Source organism: Demequina salsinemoris, from assembly GCF_000974805.1.
GTDB lineage: Bacteria > Actinomycetota > Actinomycetes > Actinomycetales > Demequinaceae > Demequina > Demequina salsinemoris.
Window position 1 is genome coordinate 69,194 of sequence record NZ_BBQZ01000007.1, and the last position, 19,404, is coordinate 88,597.

Annotated in this window: 20 protein-coding genes; 10 read left to right on the forward strand and 10 right to left on the reverse strand. The window is 72.3% G+C overall.

Features of this window, described 5'->3' with window-relative positions; all coding sequences use genetic code 11:
• The first annotated feature begins 6 nt into the window (after nucleotides 1-6).
• From metZ to AOP78_RS15285, 4 genes are all read left to right on the forward strand, one after another.
• Entirely contained in the window at nucleotides 7-1,224 is a 1,218-nt protein-coding gene (gene metZ / locus AOP78_RS12735) for an O-succinylhomoserine sulfhydrylase (protein ID WP_062205403.1), read from the forward strand.
• Nucleotides 1,225-1,333: 109 nt separating this feature from the next.
• Nucleotides 1,334-1,798, forward strand: coding sequence for a hypothetical protein (locus AOP78_RS15275; protein ID WP_062205406.1), 465 nt, complete (start codon nucleotides 1,334-1,336; stop codon nucleotides 1,796-1,798).
• A gap of 125 nt (nucleotides 1,799-1,923) precedes the next feature.
• Nucleotides 1,924-2,508 carry a hypothetical protein gene (locus AOP78_RS15280; RefSeq protein ID WP_062205409.1) on the forward strand — a complete coding sequence of 195 codons (585 nt, stop codon included), beginning with the start codon at nucleotides 1,924-1,926 and terminating at the stop codon, nucleotides 2,506-2,508.
• A complete protein-coding gene (locus tag AOP78_RS15285; protein ID WP_062205412.1) occupies nucleotides 2,505-3,767 on the forward strand; it encodes a PrsW family intramembrane metalloprotease in 1,263 nt (420 codons plus the stop codon). Before AOP78_RS15280 ends, AOP78_RS15285 begins: the two co-directional genes overlap by 4 nt.
• Here the strand turns inward: AOP78_RS15285 and AOP78_RS12755 are convergent.
• From AOP78_RS12755 to AOP78_RS12770, 4 genes are all read right to left on the reverse strand, one after another.
• Complete coding sequence (locus tag AOP78_RS12755) at nucleotides 3,743-6,052, reverse strand: heavy metal translocating P-type ATPase (protein WP_062205415.1); 2,310 nt, start codon at nucleotides 6,050-6,052, stop codon at nucleotides 3,743-3,745. The genes AOP78_RS15285 and AOP78_RS12755 overlap by 25 nt on opposite strands.
• A gap of 174 nt (nucleotides 6,053-6,226) precedes the next feature.
• Nucleotides 6,227-6,445, reverse strand: coding sequence for a heavy-metal-associated domain-containing protein (locus AOP78_RS12760; protein WP_062205418.1), 219 nt, complete (start codon nucleotides 6,443-6,445; stop codon nucleotides 6,227-6,229).
• Between the two features lie 92 nt (nucleotides 6,446-6,537).
• On the reverse strand, nucleotides 6,538-6,891 hold the full coding sequence (locus AOP78_RS12765) for a heavy-metal-associated domain-containing protein (RefSeq protein WP_083980140.1): 354 nt from the start codon (nucleotides 6,889-6,891) through the stop codon (nucleotides 6,538-6,540).
• Nucleotides 6,888-7,358, reverse strand: coding sequence for a MerR family transcriptional regulator (locus tag AOP78_RS12770; RefSeq protein ID WP_083980142.1), 471 nt, complete (start codon nucleotides 7,356-7,358; stop codon nucleotides 6,888-6,890). Before AOP78_RS12770 ends, AOP78_RS12765 begins: the two co-directional genes overlap by 4 nt.
• Before the next feature lie 117 nt (nucleotides 7,359-7,475).
• On the opposite strand from AOP78_RS12770, the gene AOP78_RS12775 reads away from it, so the two are divergent.
• Both AOP78_RS12775 and AOP78_RS12780 read left to right on the forward strand, forming a co-directional pair.
• Nucleotides 7,476-8,174 carry an aspartate/glutamate racemase family protein gene (locus AOP78_RS12775; RefSeq protein WP_062205425.1) on the forward strand — a complete coding sequence of 233 codons (699 nt, stop codon included), beginning with the start codon at nucleotides 7,476-7,478 and terminating at the stop codon, nucleotides 8,172-8,174.
• A 38-nt stretch (nucleotides 8,175-8,212) separates the two neighbouring features.
• Nucleotides 8,213-10,372: a phosphotransferase gene (locus AOP78_RS12780; RefSeq protein ID WP_062205428.1), complete on the forward strand. Its 2,160-nt coding sequence runs from the start codon at nucleotides 8,213-8,215 to the stop codon at nucleotides 10,370-10,372.
• A 27-nt stretch (nucleotides 10,373-10,399) separates the two neighbouring features.
• On the opposite strand, the gene AOP78_RS12785 is transcribed toward AOP78_RS12780, so the two are convergent.
• Nucleotides 10,400-11,377 (reverse strand): GNAT family N-acetyltransferase, encoded by a 978-nt coding sequence (locus AOP78_RS12785; protein ID WP_062205431.1) that lies wholly within the window; start codon nucleotides 11,375-11,377, stop codon nucleotides 10,400-10,402.
• A 143-nt stretch (nucleotides 11,378-11,520) separates the two neighbouring features.
• On the opposite strand from AOP78_RS12785, the gene AOP78_RS12790 reads away from it, so the two are divergent.
• Nucleotides 11,521-12,549 (forward strand): LLM class flavin-dependent oxidoreductase, encoded by a 1,029-nt coding sequence (locus tag AOP78_RS12790; RefSeq protein ID WP_062205433.1) that lies wholly within the window; start codon nucleotides 11,521-11,523, stop codon nucleotides 12,547-12,549.
• A gap of 167 nt (nucleotides 12,550-12,716) precedes the next feature.
• On the opposite strand, the gene AOP78_RS12795 is transcribed toward AOP78_RS12790, so the two are convergent.
• Nucleotides 12,717-14,087: an FAD-binding oxidoreductase gene (locus AOP78_RS12795; RefSeq protein WP_062205436.1), complete on the reverse strand. Its 1,371-nt coding sequence runs from the start codon at nucleotides 14,085-14,087 to the stop codon at nucleotides 12,717-12,719.
• A gap of 249 nt (nucleotides 14,088-14,336) precedes the next feature.
• Between AOP78_RS12795 and AOP78_RS12800 the strand changes: the two genes are divergently transcribed.
• Nucleotides 14,337-15,458 (forward strand): helix-turn-helix transcriptional regulator, encoded by a 1,122-nt coding sequence (locus AOP78_RS12800; RefSeq protein ID WP_062205440.1) that lies wholly within the window; start codon nucleotides 14,337-14,339, stop codon nucleotides 15,456-15,458.
• A 50-nt stretch (nucleotides 15,459-15,508) separates the two neighbouring features.
• On the forward strand, nucleotides 15,509-15,973 hold the full coding sequence (locus tag AOP78_RS12805; RefSeq protein WP_160297641.1) for a GNAT family N-acetyltransferase: 465 nt from the start codon (nucleotides 15,509-15,511) through the stop codon (nucleotides 15,971-15,973).
• Between the two features lie 13 nt (nucleotides 15,974-15,986).
• On the opposite strand, the gene AOP78_RS15620 is transcribed toward AOP78_RS12805, so the two are convergent.
• The 4 genes from AOP78_RS15620 to AOP78_RS12825 form a co-directional block, all read right to left on the reverse strand.
• The gene (locus tag AOP78_RS15620) at nucleotides 15,987-16,778 is read right to left on the reverse strand and encodes an antibiotic biosynthesis monooxygenase (protein WP_369401093.1); all 792 of its coding nucleotides are present in this window, start codon (nucleotides 16,776-16,778) and stop codon (nucleotides 15,987-15,989) included.
• A 106-nt stretch (nucleotides 16,779-16,884) separates the two neighbouring features.
• Nucleotides 16,885-17,589 carry a phosphoribosylformylglycinamidine synthase subunit PurQ gene (purQ, locus tag AOP78_RS12815; protein WP_062205445.1) on the reverse strand — a complete coding sequence of 235 codons (705 nt, stop codon included), beginning with the start codon at nucleotides 17,587-17,589 and terminating at the stop codon, nucleotides 16,885-16,887.
• A 2-nt stretch (nucleotides 17,590-17,591) separates the two neighbouring features.
• Nucleotides 17,592-17,843, reverse strand: coding sequence for a phosphoribosylformylglycinamidine synthase subunit PurS (purS, locus tag AOP78_RS12820; RefSeq protein WP_062205457.1), 252 nt, complete (start codon nucleotides 17,841-17,843; stop codon nucleotides 17,592-17,594).
• A 71-nt stretch (nucleotides 17,844-17,914) separates the two neighbouring features.
• Nucleotides 17,915-18,370 (reverse strand): septum formation family protein, encoded by a 456-nt coding sequence (locus AOP78_RS12825; protein ID WP_062205460.1) that lies wholly within the window; start codon nucleotides 18,368-18,370, stop codon nucleotides 17,915-17,917.
• Between the two features lie 125 nt (nucleotides 18,371-18,495).
• On the opposite strand from AOP78_RS12825, the gene AOP78_RS12830 reads away from it, so the two are divergent.
• On the forward strand, nucleotides 18,496-19,200 hold the full coding sequence (locus tag AOP78_RS12830) for a trimeric intracellular cation channel family protein (protein ID WP_062205463.1): 705 nt from the start codon (nucleotides 18,496-18,498) through the stop codon (nucleotides 19,198-19,200).
• Nucleotides 19,201-19,404 lie beyond the last annotated feature (204 nt).

Below are 19,404 nucleotides of genomic sequence, written 5' to 3' on the forward strand. Positions count from 1 at the left end.
GACCTCATGACCGACGCCGACGTCCCCGCGTTCCGCCCCGACACGCTCGCCGTGCGCGGCGGCCTGCACCGCACGCCCTTCGATGAGATGGCCGAGCCCATCTTCATGACGCAGGGCTACATCTACCCGACCGCCGCCGAGGCCGAGGCCGCGTTCGCGGGCGAGATCCAGCGCTACCAGTACTCGCGCTACGCGAACCCGACGGTGACGATGTTCGAGGAGCGGCTCGCCGCGATCGAGGGCGCCGCTGACTGCTTCGCCACGTCGACCGGCATGGCCGCGGTGTTCGTGTCCCTCGCGGCCGTCCTCAAGCAGGGCGACCGGCTCGTCGCCTCGCGCGCGCTCTTCGGCTCGTCCATCAACGTCTTCGACGACTACTTCGCGGGCTGGGGCATCACGGTCGACTACGCCGATGCGACCGACCCCGCCGACTGGGAGCGCGTCCTCGCGACTCCCGCGACGGCGGTGTTCCTCGAGTCGCCCACCAACCCGATGCAGGACCTCGTGGACATCGCGCACGTGGCCGGGCTGTCCCACGAAGTGGGCGCGCTGCTGATCGTCGACAACGTGTTCGCGACCCCGCTCGGCCAGAAGCCGCTCGAGCTCGGGGCCGACGCGGTCGTCTACTCCGCGACCAAGCACATCGACGGCCAGGGCCGCGTACTCGGCGGCGCGGTCCTCGGCGGACTCGAGTACGTCGACACGGTGCGCCAGCTCGTGCGCAACATCGGAACGTCGCTGTCGCCGTTCAACGCGTGGGTGCTGGGCAAGTCGCTCGAGACCCTGAGCGTGCGCGTGAAGGCGCAGGCCGCATCGGCCCTGGACCTCGCCACCTGGCTCGACGCCCACCCCAAGGTCGCGGTCGCCCGCTACCCGTTCCTCCCGTCGCACCCGCAGCACGAGCTCGCCAAGCAGCAGATGACGCTTGGCGGCACCCTGGTGACGATCGACATCGCGCTGCCCGACGGCGTCGACCCGCACGGCGACGAGGCGAAGGCCGCCGCGTTCCGCTTCATGGACGCGCTCCAGGTCATCGACATCTCCAACAACCTGGGCGACGCGAAGTCCATCGCGACGCACCCGGCGACGACCACCCACCGCAAGATCGGCGCCGAGGGTCGCGCCAAGGTCGGCATGTCGGCCGCCACGGTGCGCCTCAGCATCGGGCTCGAGGACGTCGAGGACCTTCGCGAGGACCTTGACCGCGCACTCGCGGCGGTCTAGCAGGGACGATGCTGGGGGCACCGACAATGCAGGAACCAGGGACGATGCGGGGGACAGGGCGTCCTGGCTCGCTCGGCCGCGGTCGGCGTCGCCGAGGCGGGAGCCCGCGGTGACCCGAGCCTCGGACGCGACCGCGCACGTGCGCGACCGCGCGCTCACCGCCCCCGCCGCCGACTACGGTGCCCCCGAGGACGCCGAGGCCTGGCTCGCGGGGATGGACGTCGCGATGCCCGGCGTCGTCGTGACCCTGATCTGCGGCTGGGACGGCACCACGTCCCTGCTCATGAGCACGGGCGGCGGCATCGTCGGCGCGGGCACGCACGACGCGGTCCGCCACGCCGCGCACGCCTTCCTCGTGGAGGCGGGCGCGTGGGTCGACGAGATGCTCCCCCTGCCCGACCTGTCGTTCCCCGACACGGACCGCGTCCGCTTCTTCGTGCGCCAGGACGACCGGTGCGTCGTCGCCGAGGCCTCCGACCTCGAGCTCGCCGAGGGCAGGCACGATCTCGCCGGCCTCTATGAGCTCGCGCAGGCCGTCGTCACCCAGGTCCGCAGGGCGACGGCCCACCACTGAGCCGACCGCGTCCGCGAGGCCGGCACCCTCCACGCGACGCCTCCTGGCCCCTGACCATCGCGCGCACACGGGATATTCTGGGCGCAGGCCCGAGGGGCCAGGCGTCGAGCGCGAGGGGAGAGAGCATGTTCCTCCCCGAGACGGGCGTGACCGGCCGCGTCCCTCTCTCGATCCGCCTCATCGGCAGCACCGGGATCCGCAGCGCGATCATCGTCGCCCTCATCGCCGTCCTGTACCTCGTGGGCCTCCCGCTGCTCGACGTCGTCCTGCGCGCCCCTGCCGTCGACGCGGGCCGCATCGTCGCCGCCCAGGGCACGAGCGTCGTCCCTCCCGAGGACTGGGCGTACGACGCCGACTCCGACACGTTCCACGTCTTCACCCAGGCCGGCGCGACCCTCATCGTCACCCCGGTGATCGAGGTCAGCGGCACGCTCGAGGAGGCGATGCAGCCCACGCGAGACCAGCTCGAGGGCGACGCCGAGGGTCAATGGGTCGTGAGCGAGCCGCAGGAGTTCGAGACCATCGCGGGCGACCCCGCGATCCTGCTGTCGGCCCAGAACGCCACGGACGCGCAGCTCGTGTGGATCGTCCAGCACGACGATCAGCAGGTCTCGGTCGTGATGACGTCTCCCGCGACATCGCTCGAGACCGTCTTCGGCTCCGCGCAGGCGCTCGTCGAGTCGTTGCGGTTCAGCGGGAGCACCTCATGATCGCTCCCCGCACCACCTCCGTCATCGACCTGCACCATCCCGTGCTGTGGGTCGGGATCGCGCTGTTCTCGGCCGGCGCGGCAAGGCTCGTGCCCACGGTCTACACCGCGCTCGTCACCGAGCCGGCGCTCGGCCTCCTCGCGTTCTCGCTGTGGACCGCCTACGGCGTCGTCGCGGGCCTGCTCATCTACCGGTTCGAGATGTTCGAGCGCCGGTCGATGCGCACCACGTCCGTGGCGTATCTGAGCGGCGCGATCCTCGTGGCGGGCATCGCGATGGTCGCGGCGCCAGCGATGCACGGTGTCCTCGCGTCCCTGCGAGGCGAGCCCTCCTCATGGGACTCCGCGATCGCGGCCCCCCTCGTGGAGGAGCCCCTCAAGATGCTCGTCGTCGTCGCGCTCGCGATGATCCCCGGCGCGCGCGTGAGATCCGCGTCGGACGGGCTGTTCTTCGGCGTGTTCGTGGGGCTCGGATTCCAGGTGACCGAGAACTTCCTGTACTCGACGCAATGGTCCGCCCAGGGCGCCGACGCGTCCGTCGTGCTCCAGACCTTCGTGCTGCGGGGGTTCGTCACCGGCCTGTGGTCGCACGCGACGTACACGGCGATCACGGGCGCCGCCGTCGGATACTTCTTCGGCTCGGTCAGCAGCCCTGTGCGGCGATGGTCGGTGCTCCTCGGGTCGCTCGGCGCGGCCATGCTCCTGCACGGCTTCTTCAACTCGCCGCTGATCCAGCTGGGCACGGTGCCGACCGCGATCATCAAGGGCATCCCCGTGCTCATCCTCGCGCTCGCGACCCTGCGCTGGGTGCACCTGCGCGAGCGGCGCGCGCTTCACCTCGACGCGCGCGACCTGGTCCCGGACGAGCACGTCAGCGCCGTCGACTTCGCGAGCCTCGAGTCGCGCCGCGAGCGCCGCCGCAATCGCCGTGCGGTGGCAGAGCGCTTCGGCCCGGTCGCCGCGCTGGCCTTCGCGCGCTTCCAGCGAGCGCAGCTCGACGCTCTCATCACCGCGCACGACGACGGAGTCGGCTCAGTGCGCTACAACCAGGCGATCCAGGAGCTCGAGCATGCGCGCCGGGCCCTCGAGTTCGCGCAGGAGAGCAGCAGCACGGGGGCTCCCCCACGACGGCCGAGCGCGCCCGAGCCCACCCGGCCGACGCGTGAGGCGACGGCCACGCAGGAGATCCCGGCGTCGCGCGACGGCGGGAGCACCCCTCGCGAGGGTGCTCCGGATCAGCGCGCGGACGCCGACCGGTAGCCCGCGAAGCCTCGCAGCCGCAGGGAGTTGCCGACGACGAACAGGCTCGAGCCGCCCATCGCGGCCGCGGCGATCATCGGGTTGAGGATGCCGAGCGCCGCGAGCGGGATCGCCGCCGTGTTGTAGGCGAACGCCCAGAAGAGGTTCCCGCGGATCGTGCCGAGCGTGCGGCGCGACAGGGCGATCGCATCGGCCGCGGCCCTGAGGTCGCCCGAGACGATCGTGAGGTCCGAGGCCTCGCGCGCCACGTCCGTGCCGGTCCCGACCGCGAGGCCCAGGTCGGCCTGCGCGAGCGCGGGGGCGTCGTTGATGCCGTCGCCGACCATCGCGACGCGCGCACCCTCGGCCTGAAGGCGGGCGACGACGTCGGCCTTGTCGGCGGGCAGCACCTCGGCGATCACGCGGTCGATGCCGACCTCATCGGCGACAACCTTCGCTGCCCGCATGTTGTCGCCCGTGAGCAGCACGACGTCGAGCCCGAGGTCGCGGAAGGCCTCCACGGCCTCCTTCGAGGTGGGCTTGACGACGTCGCTCACGACGAGCAGCGCCTCCGCGACGAGCGGCTCCCTCACCGCGAGCACCCCGGTCCCCAGACCCCCGGACGATGCGGCACGTCCGGCCAGCACGGCCGTGCGACCTTCGCGCTCGGCCGCCTGGGCGAGGCTCTCGATCTCCTCGGGCACCTCGTCGAACAGGCGGCGCGAGCCGACGTGGACCTCGGCGTTCGCCCCGTCAGCGCCCGCGCCCTTGACCGTGGCGACCACGCCCGAGCCCGCGAGCGCGCGGAAGCCCTTCACGGGGACGCGGGTGGGACGCGCCTCGGCGATGGCCTTGGCGATGGGGTGCTCCGAGCGGGCCTCGACCGACGCGACCGCGTCGAGCAGCGCGTCGGCCTCCTCCGCGTGGTCACCGGCCGCGATGGCCGAGACGAGGGTCATGCGCCCCTCGGTGACCGTGCCGGTCTTGTCGAGGACGATCGTCGTGACCTCGCGGGTGTCCTCGAGCGCCTCGGGACCCTTGACGAGCACCCCGAGCTGGGCGCCCCTGCCGGTGCCGACCATGATCGCGAGCGGGGTCGCGAGGCCGAGCGCGCACGGGCAGCTGATGATGAGGACCGCGACCGCGGCGGTGAAGGCGTCCGCGGCGCCGTGGCCCGTGACGAGCCAGCCCGCGAGCGTCAGGAGGCTCAGCGCGATGACGGCGGGCACGAAGATGCGCGCCACGCGATCGGCGAGCCTCTGCACGCGCGCCCGCCCGTTCTGCGCCTCGTCGACCATGCGCGCGATCTGGGCCAGCATCGTCTGGGAGCCGACGCGCGTGGCCTCGATCGTGAGGGCGCCGTCGGTCGCGACCGTGCCGCCGACCACCTCTCCACCCTCCACGACCCGGACGGGCACGGACTCCCCGGTCACGAGGCTCGCGTCGACCGCCGCCTCTCCCTCGACGACGATGCCGTCGGTCGCGACGATCTCGCCGGGGCGCGTGACGAAGCGCATCCCGATCTCGAGCGCGGCGCGGTCGATGACGGTGCCGTCCTCGAGGGTCGCGGTCGAGGCCTGGTGCGTGCTGAGCGCGCGGATCGCGTCGCCCGCGCGAGCCGACGAGCGCACCTCCATCCACTTGCCCAGCAGGATCAGGGTGACGATCACGCCGCCCGTCTCGAAGTAGACGTGCGTGTGGGCCATCGAGCCCGTCGCGTGGCCGACCAGGACGACCGTGGACCACGTCCAGGCGGCGACCGTGCCGATCGTGACGAGCGTGTCCATCGTCGTCGCGAGGTGACGGGCCGCGCCGATCGTCGCGCGATGGAACGGCCACGCGGACCACGCGATCACGGGGGTCGCGAGGACGAACGCGAGCCACTCCCAGCCGTCGAACTGCAGCGCCGGGATCATCGAGATCGCCATGAGGGGCACGGTGAGGGTGGCCGCGACCGTGAAACGGCGCCGGTAGTCGGCGATCCGCTTGCGGTCCGACTCGGCGTGCTGCTCGTGCTCGTGCGCGAGCTGGTCGCCGTCGGCCTGCTGCTCCGGGACCTGGTAGCCGAGCGAGGTGATCGTGGCGCGCATCATCTCGGCGAGCGCCTCGGGATCGATCGTGCCGTCCGCCTGCACGGTCGCGCGGCGGGTCGCGAAGTTGACGGTCGCGTCGGCGACGCCGTCGAGGTGCGACAGGCCGCCCTGGATCGTGGCGGCGCAGCTCGAGCACGTCATGCCCTCGACGGGGAGGGTGACGGGGGCGGCGTCCGGGCTGGTTCCGGGGGCGGTGTCGGTGGGGGTGGTCATCGGGGTCTCCTCAAGGGAGCAGGCATCAGCTGCCTACAGGTGACATGTCGAGCGCCTTGGCAGGCATCAGTGGCCTGCAGGTGCATCCGGGGTGGGGCGGAGCGGCCGACGCGGGGGTGACGTGGCCGCTCCGTCCCGTCCGGGGTCTGAGGTGAGGTCAGCTCTGGGGCGAGGTCAGACGACCGAGTAGCCGACGCCGGTCACGGCCTCGTCGATCGCGAACTCGAGGTCGTCGGCCGGCACGGTGCCGTCCGTGAGGACCTTGACGGCTCCCGAGGCGACGTCGATCTCCGCGCCGGCGATGCCGGCGGTCTCCTCGAGGGCCTTGCGGACCTTGCTGGCGCAGCCGCCGCAAGTCATGCCCTGGACGGTGATGTCGATCGTGGACGCCATGGAGTGCTCCTTCTGGTCGAGGCTTCCCTTCGGGAACGCCGGATGACCTCGAGGCTAGACCTTCCAGTGGAGGGGAAGGTCAAGCGGGGCGCTCAGCCCTCGCCGACGACTCGATAGCCGAGCCCCGTGATGGCGGCCTCGGCGAGCATCTCGAGGTCCTCGGTGGGAACGGTGCCGTCAGGACGCAGGGCCGCCCGATGCGTGACGGGGCTGACCCCTGCGGACGCGACGCCGGGAAGCTGGAGGAGACCGTCGCGGATCGTGGTCGCGCAGCCCGCGCAGGTCATGCCGGCGATCCTCAGCTCGACATCGCCGCTCGCGGGCGCGCCCGACCCTGCGGGGCCGTGCGAGCCGGCCACGCCGGGACCGGCATCCGCGCCTGCGCCGCGCGGGTCGGCGGCCGCCACCCGGTCGGCTCTCCGGGGAGCGGGCAGCCGGAACCTCATGCGCCGGCCCTCACGGGGATGGACGCACCGAGGTGCGCCTTGGCGCTCGCATGGCCATGGCCCTCCGCCCGGCCCGCCTCGATCACCTGGCACCGGGCGGGATCCGTGCACGCGCCCGGGTCGAGAGTCGACGCTCGCGACTGCATCGCGAGGAGCTCTGCCTTCGCGGCGAGCAGGCTCTCGATCTGACGCTCGATGTCCTCGAGGCGACGCTCGAGCAGCTCGCCGGTGTGACGGCACGTGGACTCGCCCGCGCGCTTCATCGCGAGGATCTCCCCCGCCTCGGCGAGCGACAGCCCGGCCGCCTGGGCGTCGCGGATGAAGCGGAGCTGGTCGAGCGCGTCCTCGCCGTAGTCGCGATAGCCGTTGGAATGGCGCGGAGCCTCCTCCATAAGACCGATCTGCTCGTAGTAACGGATCGTCTTGGCGGTGACGCCGGCCTGAGCCGCGAGATCTCCGATGCGCATGATTCCAGTTTACTGGAAGGTATGGCGCCTTCCGCGGACGGCGCAACCGCAGGCGTTCCCGACGATGCAAAGGGACTTTCTCGCCCAGACCACACCCCTGGGACTAGGGTCAAGGACATGCGCACCTCACCTCGCAGACTCGGCCTGCTCGGCGGCATCACCTGGCACAGCACCCTCGTCTACGAGCGCCTTCTCCACCAGGGCGTGGCCGCGGCGATTCCGGACCGCACCGCCGACCTCGTGATCCGCCACTACGACTTCGGCGACGTCGGCCAGTCCCAGCATGCGGGCGACTGGGTCGGGCTCGCCCGCACCTTCGCCGCCGACGCGAAGTGGCTCGTCGCGGGCGGCGCCGAGGCGATCATCATCTGCGCGAACACGATGCACGTGGCCGCCTCCTCGGTCCAGGCCGCGGTGGACGTGCCGGTGATCCACATGATCGACGAGACGGCCAAGGCGATCAAGGCGCAGGGCCTCGACACCGTCGCGCTGCTCGGCACGGGCTTCACCATGAGGATGCCGTTCTACCGCGAGCGCATGGCCGCGAACGGCGTCACGGTGCTCGTCCCCGAGGAGCCGGAGCTCGAGCAGGTCCACCAGCTGATCTACAGCAAGCTCACCCACGGCATCGTCGACGACGAGGGCCGGGACCTGGTGCGGGACGCCACCGCGCGCCTCGTGGAGCGCGGCGCGCAGGGCGTGATCGCGGGCTGCACGGAGATCCCGATGGTGCTCACCGCCGACGACATCGACATCCCCTACTTCGACTCCCTCGAGATCCACGCGGAGGCCGCCCTCCAGTTCTGCCTCACCTGAGCCGATATCGTTCTTGAACTCGGGAAGGAGGGAGGGCGATGACGCTTCCCTCGCGCGTACCTCCGCCTGGCCGCGGCGCGCCCTCATGGGCCGCCCGCGACCAGCTCGTCGCCGCCCACCTGCGCTTCGACGCGATCGACCGCGATGCGGCGGCCCACGCGGCGATGCTGCGCGGCCTCGGGCTCACGAGAGTCATCTGGGACAGGTTCGACGAGGACCCGGGCTCGCGCGTGACCGCCCTCGACGCGCTCCGTCGCGAGGGCATCGCGCTCGACGGCATCTGGGCGCCCCACCCCCTGCCCGACCTCGGGGAGCCCGAGTACGCGAGCCGCTTCGGCATCGTCCCCGCAGGCCTGCGCAGCCTCCTCGACATCGCCACGCGCCGAGGCCTCTCCCCCGACATCTGGGCGCCGATCGCGTTCGACCCGCCCGGCGCGCCCGCGCCGCTGTCCGACCGCGGCCATCAGGTGGAGGTCGAGCGGGCGGCGGACCACCTCACGCCGCTCGTGCGGCTCGCGCACACCCATCGGCTGTGCGTGGTCCTCACCAACCACGGCGGGTGGGCCGGCGAACCCCGGACGATGCTCGACATCGTCGACGCGCTCGCGCGGCGGGGCCTCAAGAACGTCGGCATCGGGCTGCAGCTGCACCACGCGCAGCACCACGCCGCCGACCTCGACGAGACGCTGACGATGCTCGGCGACTCGCTCGTCGCGATCGTCGTGTCCGGGGTCGACGCCGGTGCCGAGCTCTCGGGCAGGCTGGTCCTCCCGTTCGGAGCCGGCAGCAGGGACCGCTGGGTCTCGCACGTCCTCGTCGACTCGGGCTGGAACGGCCGGGTCGTGGTCCACGCCGTCGGGCACGACGACGCGGGAGCGCGCCTCGCCGACAGCATCGAAGGCCTCGAGTGGGCGGTGGCGCGAGTCGCGGGCGACCGGTCGCCGAAGCCCACGCAGCGGATCGTCGAGCCCACCTGGCCGCCGGGCTGGGCGTGGCGCCCCGACACCGACGCCCAGCCCGCCTCGCAGAGCGCTCCCCCACGGGCGCCCCTGCCCACGCCGTACGGACAGCCCGAGCCGAGACGTGCCGTCGCGCGCACGGATGCGGCCGCCTCCTTCGTCGCCGGGACGCACGGCAAGCGGCCACGCCAGGCCACGCCGCCGACGTCTCCCGTGAACGCAGCGCCCCCGGTGCCCCCAACCGCCACGCCCGCGGCCCCGAGCCCCGCATCGTCCACGTCGTCAGCGTCGCCCCAAGGCAGCCGGGCGCCTCAGGCGCCGCTCACCCGTCGGCCCGGGCTCGCCGCGGCACGCTCGTTCCTGCCCCGACGCCGACGCAGCGTCGTCCTCGCGCCGCGACCCGGCGAGCGCATCGTCCTCATGGCCCCGGCCGCGCTCCTGGGGCCGCCGACGGCGCCGAGCCCGGCCGCGCCCACCCCGGCCGCAGCTCCGACGGCACCCGACACCATCGACCGCTCGCGCATCGACTCCGAGGCCCCCGACCCCTACTCGGGTGCGCTGCACGCGCTCCTCACGCACCTCGAGAGCGTCGGCTTCACGGGCGCGCCGCGCTCGTTCGGCTGGGACGACCAGGGCCGACACCTGGTCGAGTTCGTGCCCGGCACCAGGCTCGACGACCCCGCCGCGCCCGCGGGCGTGCTCGATCCGGTGCGCATCGGCCGGTTCGTGCGTGACATGCACGACGCGCTCGAGCACTTCGTGCCGCCCGTCGACGCGCAGTGGTTCGAGGGGATCCCGTCTCCCGGGCAAGACCTCGTCGTCCACCAGGACCTCGTCCCGTCCAACCTGGTGCTCCGCGCCGACGGGACGCTCGCCGCGATCGACTGGGACGCCGCCGCGCCCGGCACGCGGCTGTGGGACCTGGCCCATGTGGCGCACTCGTTCGCGCCGCTGTACAGCGAGGACTCGGACCTGCGCGGCAGCACCGAGCGGCTGCGCGGGATCGTGGACGGCTACGGTCTCGACGAGGCCGAGCGGGAGCGGCTCGTCCCGCTGCTCGCCCAGCGCTCGGCGCGGATGTACGACTACCTCGAGACCATGGCCCGCACCGGCGTCTCGCCGTGGACGGACCTGTGGCAGCGCGGCGTCGGCGCCGTGTGGCGGCGCGATGCGGCGTGGATCCGCGCGCACGAGCAGGACTGGCGCTGGGCGCTGCTCGCCGACGCCGTCGTCAGGTAGGAGCCTCCGGAGGGGCGACGGCCCTCGCTACCAGCCGATCTCGGCCAGCAGCTCCTCGGCCGTCTCCTTGGCGGCGCGGTCGACGTTGTCGACCACCACATCGTCCAGGTTCAACTCCTCCAGGACATCGTCGAGCTCGACCGTGCGAGCGTTCGCCCAGTCGCGCCAGTAGCCCTCGGGCTCGCGGTTCTCGATGCGCGCGCGGCGCACGTCCAGGGGCGCCGTGACCCTGGCCACGATCACCTCGGGCGCACCGACGTCCGACGCGAAGGCGCGCGACCAACGAGCGCGATCGTCGACGTCCTCGACCACGCGCGGAACGACGATGCAGCCGTAGCCTCGATGCCGGTACACGGGCGCGAGATGGGTGAGCGCCGAGAACATGAGCTCCTGGTGATACGGGTCGTCGTCACCCGAGGGCGCGGCCTGGCACAGCGAGTCCGCGTCGATGAAGGCCGCGCGGGCGCCGCGCTCGCGCAGGACGTCGAGCACGCCCGCCGCCACGGCGGTCTTGCCCGCGCCGATCGTGCCGTTGATCACGAGCAGGCGCGTGGGAAGGACCCGCGAGTAGCAGAGCGTCCCCGGGTCGTCCTTCCACTCGCCATAGTTCGCGATGCGGTCGTAGCCGACGCGCTCGTACAGGTTGATCGCCTCGGGCTGCTGGTCGCCGCTCTCCAGGACGATGCGGGTCGCGCCGGCGCGTCGCGCGACGGACTCCGCCGCGCCCATGAGCGCGCGCGAGTGGCCTCGACCGCGGTGCTCGGGGTGGACGTACAGGCGCTTCAGCTCCATCGCGCCGGCCTCGTGATACGGCGACCAGCGCAGCAGCACGGTCGCGACAGGCTCGCGGTCCGCGTAGCCCACGAGCGAGGCGACGAAGGTGGGGAACACGGTCTCGATCACCAGGTCCGGGTCGTCGTAGCGTTCCATGAGCTCGAGCTGCTGGTCGTGCCACAGGGCGAGCGCCTGGGGGTCGTCGGCCGCGACCTCGCGGATCGTGATCATGGCTCCACCGTATCCGGCTCGCGGGCGCTCGCACGTCAGGCGATCGCGGGCGCCGGAATGGTGTCACGCGCCCTACTGTTGAAGGCGAGGATGGCCGCGCCTTCGCGCGCGCGGCGCCTCGTAGGAAAGGCAGTGGAAGGACGATGCTGAGGATCGGGTTCCTGTCGTTCGGCTGGTGGTCGGCGGCGCCGGGCTCGCGCGTGCGCACCGCCAAGGACGTCGTCGACGACACCCTGCGGCTCGCCGAGGCGGCCGAGGACGCGGGGATGGACGGCGCCTGGCTGCGCATCCACCACTTCGAGCAGAACACCTCATCGCCCTTCCCGCTGCTCGCCGCGATGGCCGCGCGCACGTCGCGCATCGACCTCGGCACTGGCGTCATCAACATGCGTTATGAGAACCCCCTGTACATGGCCGAGGCCGCCGCGACCGCGGACCTCGTCTCGGGCGGACGGCTCCAGCTCGGCGTCTCGCGCGGCTCACCCGAGCCCGCGGCCGACGGGCCCGGCACCTTCGGCTACCCGCTGCCGGTCGGCGTCACGCCCGCCGAGGACGCGGCGGAGCGGATCGCGCGGTTCCGTTCCGCGATCGCTGGCGAGGGGATCGCGGTGCCCGGCTCCCGCGCTCACGCGCTGCCCGGCGAGCTCCTGCCGATCCAGCCGCAGTCCCCCGGGCTGCGCGACCGCATCTGGTACGGCGCTGGCGGCAACGAGTCCGCGCGACGCGTCGGCGAGCTCGGCATGCACCTCATGTCCTCGACCCTCGTCGCCGAGGCCACCGGCGAGCCGCTGCCCGTGATCCAGAAGCGTCAGATGGACATCTTCCGCGCCGCGTGGCGCGACGCGGGGCACCCCGGCGAGCCCCGCGTGTCCATCTCGCGCTCGATCATGCCGATCGTGGACGACGAGACCCGCACCTACTTCGGCCCGCACCTCGAACGCGACCTCATGGGCGCGAACCGCGACCAGATCGGCGAGCTCGACAACGCCGTGTCGACGTTCGGCAAGACCTACGTGGGAGACATCGACAAGCTCGAGAAGGAGCTGCGCGACGACGAGGCCGTGATGGACACGGACACCCTGCTCGTCACGATCCCGAACCAGCTCGGCGCGGACCTCAACCGCACGACGTTCGAGGCCTTCGCGGAGCTGAGGAACCGCCTCAGCGCCTGACCTTCTCCATGCACTCCGCACGGATTCGCGCGCGGCGCGCCAGCGTGTCGCCGACTGTGTCGGCGTGTCGGCCGCGTGTCGGATTCAGATCCGTGCGGAATGCATGGGGCGCACGCGCGAAGTCGGCGTCCCTGGGCCGGAATCCCCGGGACGCCGACGATCGAGCGTCAGTCCACCGGGTGGGCCGCCGCGAACATCCCGCTCGGGTCGTAGATCGCCTTGAGCTCGCGCAGGCGGGCCAGCGACGTCCCGAAGCCGGGTCCGTGCGGGGCTCCGCCGTCGATGAACGTCAGTGCGAGCGCGGGCGCGTGCCACGGGGCCATCGCCGCGACGACCCCGTGCACGGCCTGCTGCGCGACCGCCGCCGCCTCGGGCACGGGCACCATCGCGATGCCCGCGACCAGGTAGTCGGCCGCGAGCGCTCCGACGGCCCCCGCATCGTCCGGGCGACGCGAAGCCGCCCCGCCCACGTGCCGAACCTCGGCGAAGGTGAGCCCCGGAGTCGTCGTGGCCGCGGCGATCCAGGCGTCCACGGCATCCTCCGTGAACGCGGTCAGCGTCGCCCCGGCCGAGGCCGCGGGCGACGGCTCGGGCGGGTCCATGTGCATCTGGACGACGGCGCCCGACGGGATCCTCGCGATCGTGTCGAGCTCGGGAGCCAGGGCCCGCAACGGGGCGGCGAGCCGCTCGGCCTCCTCGTCGTCCCCGAGGAACACGCCGTCGATGACGACGACGCTGCGCCCCGACAGGAACGGCGGCAGCTCGGGCAGCGGCGGGAAGTGCATGACCCTGAGCGACGTCGAGACGGTCTCGGGAGCGAAGCGCGTCCACTCGGCCCACGCGTGAGCGACGCGCGGCGCCGCGGCGGCGTCCCACAGGAGCATTCCCGCGACGACCTCGGAGTACGGCAGCAGGTCGATCTCGAGCGAGACGACGATGCCGAAGGCTCCCGACCCGCCGCGGACAGCCCAGAACAGCTCGGGGTTCTCGTCGGCGCTCGCACGCACCAGGCGCCCGTCGGCGGTGACGATCTGCACCGCGCGCACGCTGTTGATCGCGAGGCCGTGCGCGCGGGCGTAGAACGACAGGCCGCCGCTCAGCGCGTAGCCGACGACGCCGACGTCGCCCGAGCTGCCGTGCAGTGCGGTCAGCCCGTGGGGCGCGGCCTCGGCGAGGACGTCGTTCCACTGCGAGCCTCCGAGGACGCGCGCGGTGCGGGTGGCGGGGTCGACCGTGGCGCCCCGGAGGCCTGCGAGCGAGACGAGGACCGCATCGTCCAGGCTGCCGTCCGCGAGCGCGCCGGCGCCGTGGCCCGTGGACTGCGGGGCGACGCGCAGGCCGAGCGCCGCCGCGGCGCGCACGATCTCCACGACGTCCTCCGCGGACTCGGGGCGGGCGACCGCGAACGGCCGCTGGTCGATCGCGAGGTTCCAGGGCGTGCGGGCGGCGTCGTAGCCGAGGTCGCCTGCCAGGACGATGCGGTCGCCCAGGCGGTCCCTGAGGCGCGCCGCGGTATCGGTGGTGTCGAGGATGGTCATGTCGTGCTTCCTATCGGTGGGGACCCCCGAAGCGGGGCCGTGTCTGATGCCATCCATGGTTCGCCCGGGCCGCGGCCGCGCACCATCCCAGACCCGTGGGATCTTTCGCGCCCCCAGGCTCGCGGGGGGTGCGCATCCCCCAGAACGCTGTGCCCCCACAACCGGTGCCCCCACAACCGGTGCCCCCACAACCGGTGCCCCCACAAGTGTGGGATGGCGCGGCACGGACCCCGCGCGCACACTGAGGACATGTCAACCGCACTGGCGCTTGGCCGCGCGCGCAGCGACATCGACGTCATCTCGCGCGCGGGCCTGCCGCTTCACACCTTCATGGACGAGGCCACCGCGGTCGTCGAGCGCGCGCTCCCGATCGTCGGCGGATGCCTCGCCACGCTCGACCCGTCCACCGCCATGGTCTCGAGCAGCCGCAAGTTCTCCGACATGGCAGGCCGCAACGAGGGCGACATCCTGTGGGCGCGCGTCGAGTACGGCGAGGAGGACGCGACGTCCATCCAGTCGCTCGTGCGCACGGGGTCCGCCTCGATCGGGATGCACGACCTCACGCACGGCAGGGTCGAGACCTCCGTGCGGATGGCCGAGGTCATGATCCCGCACTACGACTTCCGCGACGAGGCGCGCGCCGTGCTGCGCGACCGCCACGGCGCGTGGGGAGCGCTCGCGGTCTTCCGCGGCGACGACGACGCCCCCTTCGAGCGCTCCGAGCTCGAGTTCCTCGACGCGATCGCGCCGTCGTTCACGCGCGGCATCCGCATCGGCATGCTCGCCCAGGTGTGCGCCGCTCGGGCCGTCCGGCCCGACGGCCCGAGCGTCGTCATCGTCGATAGGGACGATGCGGTGGCGCAGGCCAGCACGGGCGCCGCGACGCATCTGGAACGGATGGCGAGCGCGCCCAACGCGGGCGACCCGCTGTCACTGGTCCACGCGCTCGTCGCCTCGGCACGGCGCATGGCGCGGGGAGAGGCCGATCAGATGCCGCGCGCACGGGTGCGTACCGGCGACGGCATCTGGCTCGTGCTGCACGCCTCGCCGCTCGGCGGCGCAGGGGAACGCGCGGGCGACGTGGTCGTGACGATCGAGGAGGCCCGCCCTCAGGAGGTGGTCGGGCTCGTGGCGGACGCCTTCGACCTCACGACGCGCGAGCGCGACGTCACCGCACAGGTGCTGCGAGGTGCCGACACCAAGGAGATCGCCGCGACCATGCACGTGTCGCCCTACACGGTGCAGGACCATCTCAAGTCGATCTTCGACAAGGCCGGCGTCACGAGCCGCCGCGAGCTCGTGGCGCGCGTGTACTTCGACCAGTACATGCCGCGCCGCGAGGAGGACGCCGTGGGGTTCTTCGCGGCATAGACCCCGCGTCCGCGTCTGGCGAGCCTCCCGCACGGTGTTGAATCATGACCATGGCAACGATCCGCGCGGGCCTGGTGCCCGACGACGTCGAACAGTGCGTTCGCATCTGGGTGGAGGCGATCGCGCACCGCGACGGTCACGCTCCGGCGCATGAGGTGGGAGCACCGGTCCGTGAGGCATTCGCTCGCCCGCTGGTCCGGTTCGCGATCGCCACCGGGTCGCGAGCAGGTTTCGCCACCGTGGAATCGGAAGACCGAGATCCGTCGGGGGCCTACCTTCACTACCTCGCCGTCGACCCGCACGGCACGGGCTCAGGGGTCGGCGGACAACTGCTCGCCGACGCGATCTCGCACGCCGCGGCAGGCGGGTTCACCACGCTCGCGCTCGAGGTTCGCGAGCACAATGCTCGTGCGATCGGGCTCTACGAACGCGCGGGCTTCGTCGCTACGGGAGCGCCGGTCCCGCACGCGACGGCTCCGTACCGCATGCAGCCGTACGTCCTCATGCTGCGCTGAGTCTGGCGGCGCGCTACGGGCGCTCGGCCTCGGAGTACACGACGCGGAAGCGCTCGCACACGACCGGCATCTCCGGAGAGAAGCCCGAGGTCGAGTACTCCTCCCAGAACTCGGCGTGCACGGCGCGCCAGTGAGCGAGCGACAGGTCGCCCTCGCCCTCGGACGCCGCATGCTCCTCGTCCACCTCGTGGAACGGCATCGTGCGGATGTCGGTGGTCTGGACGACCGCCCGCGGAGCCCCATCGCCGTCGACGATGATGTTGACCTCGCCCACCTCGGGAAGCGGGTCCTCGTCGGCCTCGAAGTCCCACAGCGCAGAGGCGGTGCCGGTCTTCGCTCCGGCGAGCACGAGCTCGAGCAGCTTCGCCGCCTGCGCGCGGGTGCCGCCGAACGCCCACGCCGCGGGAACCTCAGCCGGCATGCTCGGCTCGTCGGCGCGGCAACGCTCCCAGAACGCGGCGAGCGCCGCATCGTCCGGGTCGCCGGGCTCGTCCGCCCACGCGTCGCGGTCTCCCGTGAGGTCCTCGCCGTAGTGCTCGACGGTCGGCACGGGCTCGTAGAACGGGTGGAGGATGGCCTTCCACTCCTGGTAGTCGGCCGACTCGCGGAAGCTCTGCTCGTGCGCCTCGACCGTCTCCCACTCCACGGTCAGCAGGTAGGTCGAGGGCTCCTCGACCCCGCGACGCAGCGAGTGGGAACCGTAGCCGGGCTGGCGCGCGAGGAGGGGCGCGGCCGCGCGGAAGGCGCGCTCGAAGGCGGCCTCGAATCCGGGCTTGACGGGCAGGACGACGGACTCGACGATCACTGGATCTCCTCAGGGGTGGACGACGATGAACGACCCGCAAGCGCTCGGGGGCGCCGAGGATCGACGGTGAGCGACCCGCGACCGGAGTCCCCGACGGGACACCGGGTCAGGCGAGCGTCAGCAGGCCCTTGATGGCGGACGTGAAGAACGCGAGGCCATCGGTGCCGGCGCGCCCGGCCTCGACCGAGTCGGGGCCGAAGCCCTTCTCGACCGCGTGCTCGGGGTGGGGCATGAGGCCCACGACGTTGCCACGCTCGTTCGTGATGCCGGCGATGTCGCGGCGCGACCCGTTCGGGTTCCAGCCGACATAGCGGAACGCGACGCGGCCCTCGGCCTCGAGCTGGTCCAGGGTGTAGTCGTCGGCGACGTACTGGCCGTCCTGGTTCTTGAGCGGGATGACGATGTTCTCGCCCTCGCGGTACTCCGTGGTCCAGCTGGTCTCCGCGTTCTCGACGCGCAGCGTCTGGTCGCGACACACGAAGTGCAGGTGGTCGTTCTTGATCATCGACCCGGGAAGCAGGTGCGACTCGGTCAGCAGCTGGAAGCCGTTGCAGATGCCAAGCACGGGCATGCCGCCGTTCGCGGCGTCCACGACCTTGTCCATGATCGGGGCGAAGCGGGCGATCGCGCCGGCGCGCAGGTAGTCGCCGTAGGAGAAGCCACCGGGCAGCACCACGGCGTCGACGCCCTCGAGGCTCTCGGAGCCGTGCCACAGCGGGACGGCCTCGGCGCCGGCGAGGCGCACCGCGCGCGCGGCGTCGCGGTCGTCGAGCGTGCCGGGGAACGTGACGACACCGATGCGGGCGGTCATGCTCAGACGTCCTCGACGGCCACGGACACGACGTCCTCGATGACCGGGTTGCTCAGCAGGGTCTCGGCGGCCTTGCGGGCGGCGGCGAGAACCTCATCGGTCACCTCACCGTCCACGGTGAGCTCGAAGCGCTTGCCCTGGCGGACCTGCGCGAATCCCTCGATCCCGATGCGGGGAAGGGCGGAGGAGACGGCCTTGCCCTGGGGGTCAAGGATCTCGGGCTTGGGCATCACGTCGACGACGATGGTGGGCATGGCGCCAGTCTACAAGCACGGAAGCGCGCCCGAGCCGGGCCGCCGAGCGGCGGCCGAACGGCGCCTGACGGCTACAGCCCCGAGCCCGCGAAGGACTGGGTGACGTCCTCGTCGACCGTGAGCAGGCACACGAGCTGACGGTCGTCGACGTCCCAGCTGTCCTGCGTGGGGAACATGGTCGAGATGTAGATCGAGGAGTCGACGTAGGCGACACCCACGTAGTCCTCGAACTCGTCGTCGCACGCCTGCTTCACCTCGTCGTACAGCGCGTCCTCGTCGAACTCGGTGTCCGTGGTCTCGGAGACGTAGTAGACCTCCGCGTCGTGCGCCTCGGTGCAGTCCACGACGGGGATGGTGCCGGTCTGTGTCGCGTCGCCGCTCACGACGCCGTCGGTGTCGAGGCACTGCCCGACCTCGAAGTCCTGGAGCACCGGGCCCTCGAGGATCCCCTGGATCGTCGAGCAGCCCGTGAGGGACGTGGTGACGAAGCCGAGCAGGGCGATCGGGGCGAGGATACGGGCGCGCATGAGGCATGAACCTAGCAGCGCGCACCCGGCCGCATCATCGTCCTGTGCGGGGATTCACACCCGACCGACGCGTCGTCCCCGCGCCGCCCGCGTACGCTTGGACGTCGCCCGAAGGGAGGGAACCGATGGATCTGCTCACGAGCGTCGCGACCGACGCGATCCTCGACGACGCGCTCGGCGCGCTCCGCGTGGTCCTCGAGTACCTCGGCACGGTCGCGTTCGCGATCTCGGGCGCGGTCGCCGCGAGCCGGCGCCGCATGGACCTGGTCGGGGCCGTGGTCCTCGCGGGCGTGGTCGCCGTGGGCGGAGGGACGATGCGCGACCTCCTGCTCGGCAAGCCCGTCTTCTGGATCGAGAACCCGGCGCTCGTGGTGGTCGCCGTCGGCGTCGCCCTCGCGATCGCGCCGTTCGCGCGCAAGCGTGACCTCGGCGCGTTCGCCCGCCACCGCATCGTCGAGTACTCCGATGCGGCGGGACTCGCGATCTTCGTCGTCATCGGCACGGGCCTCGCGCTCGACGCCGGCGCGCACCCGGCAGCGGCCGTCATCGTCGGCATCGCGAACGGCGTGGGCGGCGGCGTGCTGCGCGACCTGTTCTCCGCGCAGGTGCCCGAGGTGTTCTGGAACGGCCAGCTGTACGCGACCGCGGCGCTCGGCGGCGCGATCGTCTACTGGGCGCTGTGGGCGTGGGGCCTGCCGCCGCTCGTCGTGTTCTGGATCCCGCTGCTCGTGATCCTCGCGCTGCGCGTGCTGTCGCTCAAGCGCGGCTGGGGCGTGCCGTCCGTGGCCGTGGTCCAGAAGCGCGAGCTGCAGAACGAGAGCCGCGCGTAGCGGGTCAGCACGTCCGCCTGGACCCGAGCTCCTGTTCGCAGGATCAGGGCGCCTTGCCACGTGTCCGGGCACTTTCTGACACAGTGCGCGTGCGCTCGACGGCGTGTCCTCCGCGACACGCGGGAACGCCGTCCCGCGATGTGTCAGAAAGTGCCCACACCGGGGGCGGAGAGCTGCGCGGCAGGTTGGATCAGTCGGCGCAGG

What these genes read in the sequence shown, in the direction of transcription:
- metZ (WP_062205403.1), top strand. Translation starts at nt 7, where the DNA reads ATGACCGACGCCGACGTCCCCGCGTTCCGCCCCGACACGCTCGCCGTG.
- AOP78_RS15280 (WP_062205409.1), top strand. Translation starts at nt 1,924, where the DNA reads ATGTTCCTCCCCGAGACGGGCGTGACCGGCCGCGTCCCTCTCTCGATC.
- AOP78_RS15285 (WP_062205412.1), top strand. Translation starts at nt 2,505, where the DNA reads ATGATCGCTCCCCGCACCACCTCCGTCATCGACCTGCACCATCCCGTG.
- AOP78_RS12755 (WP_062205415.1), bottom strand. Translation starts at nt 6,052, where the DNA reads ATGACCACCCCCACCGACACCGCCCCCGGAACCAGCCCGGACGCCGCC.
- AOP78_RS12760 (WP_062205418.1), bottom strand. Translation starts at nt 6,445, where the DNA reads ATGGCGTCCACGATCGACATCACCGTCCAGGGCATGACTTGCGGCGGC.
- AOP78_RS12765 (WP_083980140.1), bottom strand. Translation starts at nt 6,891, where the DNA reads ATGAGGTTCCGGCTGCCCGCTCCCCGGAGAGCCGACCGGGTGGCGGCC.
- AOP78_RS12770 (WP_083980142.1), bottom strand. Translation starts at nt 7,358, where the DNA reads ATGCGCATCGGAGATCTCGCGGCTCAGGCCGGCGTCACCGCCAAGACG.
- AOP78_RS12775 (WP_062205425.1), top strand. Translation starts at nt 7,476, where the DNA reads ATGCGCACCTCACCTCGCAGACTCGGCCTGCTCGGCGGCATCACCTGG.
- AOP78_RS12780 (WP_062205428.1), top strand. Translation starts at nt 8,213, where the DNA reads ATGACGCTTCCCTCGCGCGTACCTCCGCCTGGCCGCGGCGCGCCCTCA.
- AOP78_RS12785 (WP_062205431.1), bottom strand. Translation starts at nt 11,377, where the DNA reads ATGATCACGATCCGCGAGGTCGCGGCCGACGACCCCCAGGCGCTCGCC.
- AOP78_RS12790 (WP_062205433.1), top strand. Translation starts at nt 11,521, where the DNA reads ATGCTGAGGATCGGGTTCCTGTCGTTCGGCTGGTGGTCGGCGGCGCCG.
- AOP78_RS12795 (WP_062205436.1), bottom strand. Translation starts at nt 14,087, where the DNA reads ATGACCATCCTCGACACCACCGATACCGCGGCGCGCCTCAGGGACCGC.
- AOP78_RS12800 (WP_062205440.1), top strand. Translation starts at nt 14,337, where the DNA reads ATGTCAACCGCACTGGCGCTTGGCCGCGCGCGCAGCGACATCGACGTC.
- AOP78_RS12805 (WP_160297641.1), top strand. Translation starts at nt 15,509, where the DNA reads ATGGCAACGATCCGCGCGGGCCTGGTGCCCGACGACGTCGAACAGTGC.
- purQ (WP_062205445.1), bottom strand. Translation starts at nt 17,589, where the DNA reads ATGACCGCCCGCATCGGTGTCGTCACGTTCCCCGGCACGCTCGACGAC.
- purS (WP_062205457.1), bottom strand. Translation starts at nt 17,843, where the DNA reads ATGCCCACCATCGTCGTCGACGTGATGCCCAAGCCCGAGATCCTTGAC.
- AOP78_RS12825 (WP_062205460.1), bottom strand. Translation starts at nt 18,370, where the DNA reads ATGCGCGCCCGTATCCTCGCCCCGATCGCCCTGCTCGGCTTCGTCACC.
- AOP78_RS12830 (WP_062205463.1), top strand. Translation starts at nt 18,496, where the DNA reads ATGGATCTGCTCACGAGCGTCGCGACCGACGCGATCCTCGACGACGCG.